The sequence below is a fragment of the Variovorax sp. P1_H12_2 genome (genome assembly GCF_056405335.1).
This window is the reverse complement of record NZ_JBFUCI010000286.1, coordinates 1-8,491: the sequence shown is the minus strand read 5'-3', so window position 1 is coordinate 8,491 and position 8,491 is coordinate 1. Positions and strand designations below refer to the sequence as shown.

The window sequence follows — 8,491 nt, the reverse complement described above, 5'->3', positions numbered from 1 at the left end:
ATCCTGCTGTGCCTGGTGCTGCAGGCAACTTTCACGTTCTGGAGCGTTCGCTACTACTCCCACCAATCGCACCGCGAGGCCATCATCGCAGGGCCCTTCGTCCAGATTCGCTCGCTCCTGGTCGTGATGGTCGTGCTGATCCTGGGCAACTTCCTCCAGATCATGATCTGGGGATTGCTGTTCATGCTGCTGGGCGAGTTCAGCGAGTTGTACGAGGCGGTGTACCACTCTGCAGTGAACTTCAGTTCGCTGGGCTACGGTGATGTGGTGATGACCAAGCCCTGGAAACTGCTGGGCCCGCTCGAGGCAGCGAACGGGGTGTTGATGTTCGGCCTGACCGGTGCCGCGTTGATGGCGATCCTGCAACAGATGATCAAGGCTCAGGCCGAGAAGGGCGGGGCGCAGTAGTGGGCCAACCGATGCAGCGACAGCATGAAGAGCTTCACGATGGATGACGGAAAGCAGGTCGACGGACGCGGCACGCAGCGGCGTGGGGCCGTCCACCTGATGCGCCTGGCGCGGGCGGCGAGTTGCGCCGCCGTGTTGGCCGTCTCGGGCTGCGCGTACTACGGCTATCCCGTTGCGACGTCGGCCCCGGCCAGCTTCGACCGCTCCTTCGGCGCGGCGGCCGGTGCCATGCGCGACCAGGGCCTGGCCATCAGCGTCGAGGACCGCAGCAGCGGCACCATCGTCGGGCGCATCGGTGGGGGCACTGTGACCGCCAGCGTGCGCCAACAGGCGGATGGCAGCGTGCGCGTGCAGTTCGACGCCACCGGTTCGCGCGATCCGGCGCTGATCGATCGCGTTTCGCGTAGCTACGACAGTCGGATGGGGCGCTGACGGTCAATCCGCCCGGCCTTCGGTCGAGGCCCGGCGCGCCAGCACCTGGGCAATCAAACTCAAAGACCGGGCACGATTGATATCCGTCAATCTGGGGAGACCGGCCCGGGTACATGCTGAGCAGCAGTCTCAATCAACCAAGGGGATAGGCTCATGAACATCCTGGTTTCGCTTGCAGCGACGGCGCTGCTGGGCACGCTGCTGCAGCCCGCAATCTCGAAGGACAAACCTGGCCATGAGGTCTCGGCCTCGACGACACCCGGCACGGGAACCATCACGGAAGTCGTCAGGGCCACCGGTGTGGTCGACGCGATCGATCTGCAGAAACGTCATGTCACGATCAAGGATTCTCACGGCAAGCTGGTTGCCCTCGAGGTCGGTCCCGATGCGCGCAATTTCGAGCAGCTCAAGGTCGGTGACAAGGTCAGCGTTCGCTACACGCAAGCGCTGACGCTGACGCTGATGAAGGACGGCAAGGAACTGCGCAGCAGAACCGAGACCAAGAGCGACGACAGGGCGGCGGCAGGCCAACGCCCGGGCGGTGCGATGGGGGAAAAGGTCGAGGTCACTGCCAACGTGGTGGTCGTCAACCGAAAGACCCACATGATCACGCTGCGCGGGACGGAGTACGAGGTTGACCTCATCGTGCGCGATCCCGAGCAGCTCAAGATGATCAAGGTGGGTGATCAGGTCCATGCGGTCTATACCGAGGCGGTAGCGCTGTCGATCGAGCCTGCTGCTGCCAAGAAGTAGCACGCGAGCGCCAGCGCACCGGGCCGGGCTGTCTCGATCGTGCACAGACGGCATCCGATGCGCAGGCCGGTCCCGGGGCGCGGCCCGGTACCGTGATTCCGCGCGACGAGCGCGAGCAGGCCATCTGGGAGATCTGGCGCGAGGTGCTCGGCACACGCGCCTTCGGCGTGCACGAGAGCTTCTTCGAACTCGGCGGCAACTCGTTGCGGATGACGCAGGTGCGCTCTCGCATCCAGGCGCGCTTCGATGTGGTGCTGCCGCTCGCCGAACTGTTCGAGCACGCGAACGTCGCCGCGATGGCAGCGCAGGTGCAACGGCAGGGCGCATCGAGCGGAGGGGCCGTCGCCTCGCACGAGGGTGGCATGGCGCGCGTGGCGCGCGACAAGCCGCTGCCGGCCTCGCTTTCGCAGCGCCGCATGTGGGTGATCCAGAACTTCGACCCGGCATCGACGGCCTATAGCGTGCCGATCGCGCTGCGGCTGCGCGGCACGCTCGACCCGGCCCTGTGCCAACAGGCGCTCGACCTCATGATCGAGCGGCACGAAGGCTTGCGCACGGCTTTCGTGATGGGGCAGGACGAGCCCATGCAATGGATCGTGCCGAGGCTCTCGGTGCCGATCGACTTTGTCGACCTGAGCCATTTGCCAGGCCGCGAGCGCAACGAGCAGGCGCGCGCGCTGCTGGCGCATCGCCTTGCGCAACCCTTCGATATCTCGCAGGCGCCACTGCACCGGCCGACTCTCATCCGGCTTGGCGAGCGCGAGCACGTGCTCTTCTGGCTGCTGCACCACGCCATCACCGACAACTGGGCCGGCGCGCTGCTCATGCGCGAGACGCTGGCGGCATACGGCGCCCTGGCGGCCGGACGCAAGCCGGAATCGACGCCCCGCGCGATCGACTATGCCGACTACGCCGCCTGGCAGCGCCGGCCCGAATCGGTCGAGGCGCGGCGCCCGCATCTGGCGTACTGGCTCGAACGCCTGCGCGGGATGTCTGAACTCGAGCTGCCTACCGATTTCCCGCCTCCGGCCAAGGCCAGCTTCAAGGGCGCGCGCGTCTCGGCCGACCTGCCGCTGCGGCTGCGCGAAGCCATGCGCGAATTCGGTGGCCGCGAGGCCGTCACGCCCTTCGTGATCTACCTGTCGGCCTTCGCGCTGATGCTGTCGCGGCAAGCCCGCAGCGATGACGTCGCCATTGGCGTGCCGATCGCGAACCAGCATCGCGCCGCCGCGGAGCAGTTGGTCGGCACGCTGGTCAACACGCTGGTGATGCGCACCGACCTCGCGGGTGACCCCAGTTTCACGCAGCTCGTGCACCGCGTGCGCCGGAATGCCCTCGAGGCCTATGCGCACCAGGAGGCGCCCTTCGACGAACTCATCGACGCGCTGGGACACGACCGCACGCTGCGTCCCGAGGGCGCGGTGCGCGTGCTCTTCAACGTGCTGAACGCGCCGGTCGGCAAGCCGGAACTGTTCGGCCTGGAGGTCGACGAATTCGATTTCGAGCGCACGACCGCGCAGTTCGACTTGTCGATGCACATCGATACCGAGTTCTCACAGCGCATCCACCTCGAGTACGCGACCGATCTCTACGGCGCGGCGAGTGCTGCGCGCATGCTCGAGAACTACCTGGCGCTGGTCGAGCGGCTGCTCGCGCAGCCCGAGCGCCGCTTGTCGGAGCACGGGATGCTGTCGCCGGCGCAGATGAGCCTCTTGCGCCACGACTGGAATGGCACCGGGACGCCGCGGTCCGCGCAGCAACTGGTGCACCGCTACCTGGCGCTGGGCGCGTCCGAGATCCGAACGCGCGTGGCCGTCATCGACGCCGAAAGTGAAGAAGCGCTCAGCTACGGCGATATTGAAGTCCGTTCCAACATGCTGGCGCGGGTGCTGCGCGCGCGCGGCATTGCGCGCGGCCAGCGCGTCGGCCTGTGCATCGAGCGCAGCCCCGCGATGCTCATCGCGCAGTTGGCGGTGATGAAGGCCGGTGCGGCCTACGTGCCGCTCGACCCGGACTATCCGGTGAGCGGCTGCGCTTCATGGCGGCCGATGCGCAGCTGTCCGCCGTGCTCACGCAACGCAGCGCAATGGCCATCCTCGACGGGCTGGACCTGCCGATGCTGCGGGTGGACGACGAGCACCTGACGGCCGGCAGCCCGGGCGACGCGCTCGAGCCGCGGCCGGCGCTCGATGCCACGCCGGCCGACGAGGCCTACATGATCTACACCTCGGGCTCCACCGGCCAGCCCAAGGGCGTGGGCGTGCCGCACCGCTGCGTGGTCAATTTCCTGGCCGGCATGGCGAAGCTGCCGGGACTGGCGTCGCAAGACTGCGTGCTGGCGATCACCAGCCCGTCCTTCGACCCTTCGGTGCTCGACCTGCTGCTGCCGCTGGTGGTGCGGGCGAAGGTGGTCATCGCCTCGCAGCGGCAAGTGCACATGCCGGCCGCGCTGCGCGCGCTGCTCGAACGGCACGGCGTGACGCTGCTGCAGGCCACGCCTTCGGCGTGGCGCGCGTTGATCGAAAGCGGCTGGAGCGGGGCGCCCGGCTTCCGCGCGCTGGTCGGCGGCGAGTCGCTGCCGCCGAACCTGGCGGAACAGCTGATGGAACGCTGCGCCGAACTCTGGAACATCTATGGCCCTGTCGAGACCACCGTCTGGACCACGGCCTGGAAGGTCGAATCGCCTCGCGCCGGCATCGCCATCGGGCGGCCGATCGACAACACCACGGTCTGGGTGCTCGACGCGCACGGCCATGTGTGCCCGATCGGCGTGCCGGGCGAGCTCTACGTCGGCGGCGCCGGCGTCGCCCTCGGCTACTTCCGCCGTGACGCCCTCACGGCCGAGCGCTTCCTGCCCGATCCGTTCAGCGACGATCCAGGAGCGCGGCTCTACCGCACCGGCGACCTCGGCCGCTGGCGCCACGACGGGCAGCTCGAGCACCTGGGTCGCACCGATCACCAGGTCAAGCTGCGCGGCCACCGCATCGAGATGGGCGAGATCGAGTCGGCGCTGCTCGACCATCCCGAGGTGCTTCATTGCGTGGTCGTGACGCGAGCCGAAAGCGAAGACGACGTGCGGCTGGTGGCCTACTGCGTGGCACGCGGCGGCGTGTCGCCGACGCCCCTGACGCTGCGCGAGCACCTGCGCAATCGCCTGCCCCAGTACATGATTCCGCAGCATTTCGTGGCGCTCGATGCGATGCCGATGCTGCCGAACGGCAAGGTCGACCGCGCTTCGCTGCCGGCCCCCGTCATCGATGTCGTGCTGGCCGATGGCCGCAGCTTCGTGGCGCCGGCAACGCACGGCGAGCAGGTCGTCGCCGGCATCTGGTCGGCGCTGCTCGGCGTCGAGCAGATCGGCCGCGCCGACAACTTCTTCGATCTCGGCGGGCACTCGCTCCTGGCCATGCGGGCCGTGGCGGCCATCGAGGCGGCCTTGGGGCGGAAGGTCGTGCCGCGCCGGCTCATCTACGAGAGCCTGCAGCAGATCGCTGGCGAGGAGAACCTGTAGAGTCGCTCTGCCTGAAATCGGTGCGGACGTCAACCCGCCTCACACCGTTGCCGATGACTATCGAGTACTAAATTCTGCATAGAACTGGTATCAGACGGTAATCTTCGGTAAAGTCCGGCCATGCACCTCCTGCGACAAGTAGGGAGGGACTCCCGAGGCGGTATGCCGTTCTCCCGCTCGCCCGTCGTGCATGAATCTGCCTGCGCGTCGGCTCGCGATCTGCGTGAACAGGCCGGCGCCGCTGTGGCTGTTCCCGATGCCCTCCAAGCCGATCCGCGCGATCTCGTCGCGCGGGCGTATGCGTTGCTCGCGCAGGAGACCGAGGTCTGGCAAGAGCGACAGCGGGCCGACTTGTTGCCGGGGAGCGGACGTTGAACTGCCCCTCGTGCGCTTTTGCGAACTCGGAAAGCGCACGCTTTTGCGGCGGGTGCGGCATGCTTTTGGACTTCGCCCAGCGGGTGGACGGCGAGCGGCGGCAGATCACGGTGCTCATGTGCGATGTCGTGGGTTCGACCGCTCTCTCCCAGACGCTCGATCCCGAAGACCTGCATGAACTGCTCGCCGACTTTCAGCGCGTCTGCCAGGAAGCGGCCGAGCGCAGCGGTGGCTACATCTCCCAGTTCCTGGGCGACGGCGTCCAGATCTATTTCGGCTTCCCCCGTGCGCACGAAGACGATGCCCGGCGGGCCGTCACCTGCGGGCTCGACATCCTGCAGGGGATGGAGCAGCTGAACCACGCCGCAGCGCGGCCCCCGGGTGCGCGGCTCCAGATTCGCGCCGGGGCGGACACCGGGCGTGTCGTGGTCAGCCCGGTGGGCACGGGCGCCCGCCGGGAGAACGTCGCGATGGGCGACGCGCCCAACATCGCGTCGCGCGTGCAGGCCGCGGCGGAGCCCGACACGCTGTGGGTCACCGAAGCCACGTGGCGCATCGCCCATGAGCACTTCCATGGTGAGCCGCGAGGCGAACACGAGCTCAAGGGCGTCGCCACCGCCGTGCGGCTTTGGCGCGTCACCCAGGCCGGCGGCCTCGAGTCGGGCCTGGGGCGGGTCGACATGCGCACGCCCTACGTCGGCCGAGGGCGCGAGCATGCCCTGCTGGCGTCGCACTGGGCGGCGGCACAGGCGGGTTCCGCACGTTTCGTCACCCTCCGCGGCGAGCCGGGCATCGGCAAGTCGCGACTCGTGGCGGAGTTCACGCGTCAGTTCGCGGACGACGACATCGTCGTGCTTGCCGCTTCCTGCACGCCCTATGCCCAGAACAGCGCCTTCCTGCCCGTGACCAATCTGTTGGTGCACCGGCTCGGGCTGGATCGCGCGCTGGCGGCCGACGAGCGCCTCGACTGCCTCGAGGCGCGGCTGGCCGAACTCGGCGTCGATGCACCCGACGCGCCGCCGCTGATGGCCGCGCTGCTGTCCATTCCGTCGGGGGAGCGCTATCCCGCGCTGGAGATATCGCCGGTGCGGCAACGTGTCCGGACCCTCGCGATCCTCGTTGACGTCCTGCATGCACTCGCTTCCAGGAGTCCGACCATCCTGATCGCAGAAGACCTGCACTGGGCGGATCCCTCGACGATCGAGTTCTTGCGGCTGTTCGTATCGTCCGTGCGGGAGCTTCCGTTGCTGGGACTGTTTACCGCCCGCCCGGAGTTCCAGCCCGCATGGCCGTCGGGCGATGCGACTCCGCTGATCGATGTGTCGCGCCTCGACGACGACGAGGTGGAGTCGGTCGTTCGCAACGTGGCCCACGGCAAGCGGGTTCCGGGCGAAGTGTTGCGGGAGATCGCGCAGCGCTGCGACGGCGTGCCGCTGTTCGTGGAGGAGATGGTGCGCTCCGTCATCGAGGGCAGGGTGGTGGAAGAGCACGAGTTGTCCTGGGAACTCACCAGCCCATTCCGCAGTGGCCTCATTCCGGCGAGCATCGATGCCTCCCTGATGGCGCGCATCGATCGGCTGGGCGACGCCCGGGCGACGGCGCAGCTCGGCGCGACGATCGGCCGGGAGTTCTCCCATTCGCTGATCCAGTTGATGAGCGGGCGCGACGAACAAGCGCTCTGCGAAGATCTGGAACGAATCATCGATGCGGGACTGGTGTGGAAGACGGGCTCGGGCGCCAGCGCGCTGTATGTCTTCAAGCATGCGCTGGTTCGCGATGCGGCCTATGAATCGCTGTTGCGGCGCACGCGCCAGGCTTGTCACGCGCGTATCGCGGCCGTGCTGCAGGAGCACTTCCCGGACATCGTTGCGGAGCAGCCGGAGCTGATCGCCCACCATGTGTCGGCTGCCGGCAATGACGAGCAGGCCGTCGAGTTCTGGCGCAAGGCCGGGCAGAGGGCGCTGGCGCGCACGGCCATGCGCGAGGCCGCGGCGCATTTTCAGCGCGCCATCGGCAGCGTCTCGCGCATGCCCGAGGAGTCGCGCTGGCTGGAGTGCGAGCTCGATCTGCAAAACGAGATCGCGCCGGTCCTCATGACCGTCCAGGGCTGGGGCGCCAACGATGTGCGCCACGCGTGCGAGCGGGCCCGCGAGCTGGCCACGCGACTGAGTCGGTTCGACAAGATCTATCCGCCTGTCTGGGGCCTCTGGACCTACTATTTCCTGCGCGGCGAAATGGACGAGGCGGCGACCACCGCCAAGGCGGTGCTTGCGATGGCCGAGGCCACGGCGGCCCCGATGATCCGGATCACCGGCCGTCATGCCACCGCCTACACGCACCTGTACCGCGGCGAATTCGAACAGGCGGTTCAGGAGGCCGATGCCGGCCTGGCGTTGTTCGATCTCGAGCAGGAACGCCAACTGGCCGCGACATTCCAGCTGTCCTCGTCGGTCGCGGTGCGCACCGCACGTGCCACCGCGCTGTGGATGCTGGGGCAGGTCGACGAGGCGCGCGAGGAGCGGGAGCGGATGGTTCGCCTGGGGCGCGAACTCGGGCATACGCCGAGCCGGGCCGCCGCGCTGGCCTTTCAATTGCACAGCGGGCTCTGTTTCGGCTGGCACGACATGGAGGTCGCCGAGCAACTGCAAGTGGCTGACGAGTTGTGCACCTTGTCGAAGGACGAGGGCTTCGTCCTCTGGCACGCGGTGGCGCTGACGTATCGCGGGGCGGCATTGGCGGTGCAGGGTCATGAGGCGCAGGCGCGCTCGCAGATCGAGCACGGGCTCGAGGAGTTCATGGGGACCGGGTCACGCCTGACGCTGGTGCCGATGAACGCCATGTGCGCCAAGGCCTTCATGCTGATGCATGACGACGAACGGGCCTGGCAGCTGCTCGACGCGGCGCAGGTCGAAGCCAACGCCCGCAACGAGCGGATGTGGGAGCCGGAGATCGATCGCCTGCGGGCCGCCATCCAGGTCCGCCGCGGCGATGCGGCGGGCGCCGAGGCTTCGC

Annotated in this window: 6 protein-coding genes and 1 pseudogene; all 7 read left to right on the top strand. The window is 68.0% G+C overall.

The annotated features are described in order from the left end of the window. Positions 1 to 408: ion channel (locus AC1D2K_RS23970; protein WP_478091507.1), on the top strand; the 408-nt coding region annotated here is incomplete at its 5' end. Between the two features lie 99 nt (positions 409 to 507). Continuing rightward, the gene (locus AC1D2K_RS23965; protein ID WP_478091510.1) at positions 508 to 840 is read left to right on the top strand and encodes a hypothetical protein; all 333 of its coding nucleotides are present in this window, start codon (positions 508 to 510) and stop codon (positions 838 to 840) included. A gap of 153 nt (positions 841 to 993) precedes the next feature. After that, positions 994 to 1,593: a hypothetical protein gene (locus AC1D2K_RS23960; RefSeq protein ID WP_478091505.1), complete on the top strand. Its 600-nt coding sequence runs from the start codon at positions 994 to 996 to the stop codon at positions 1,591 to 1,593. A gap of 92 nt (positions 1,594 to 1,685) precedes the next feature. After that, positions 1,686 to 4,579: pseudogene (locus AC1D2K_RS23955) on the top strand (amino acid adenylation domain-containing protein); the annotation flags it as partial. Between the two features lie 3 nt (positions 4,580 to 4,582). After that, complete coding sequence (locus AC1D2K_RS23950; protein ID WP_478091508.1) at positions 4,583 to 5,104, top strand: AMP-binding enzyme; 522 nt, start codon at positions 4,583 to 4,585, stop codon at positions 5,102 to 5,104. Between the two features lie 162 nt (positions 5,105 to 5,266). Beyond that, a complete protein-coding gene (locus tag AC1D2K_RS23945) occupies positions 5,267 to 5,479 on the top strand; it encodes a hypothetical protein (RefSeq protein WP_478091503.1) in 213 nt (70 codons plus the stop codon). Positions 5,480 to 5,538: 59 nt separating this feature from the next. Next, positions 5,539 to 8,491, top strand: a 2,953-nt coding sequence (locus AC1D2K_RS23940) for an AAA family ATPase (RefSeq protein ID WP_478091501.1), incomplete at its 3' end; no start/stop codon positions are given.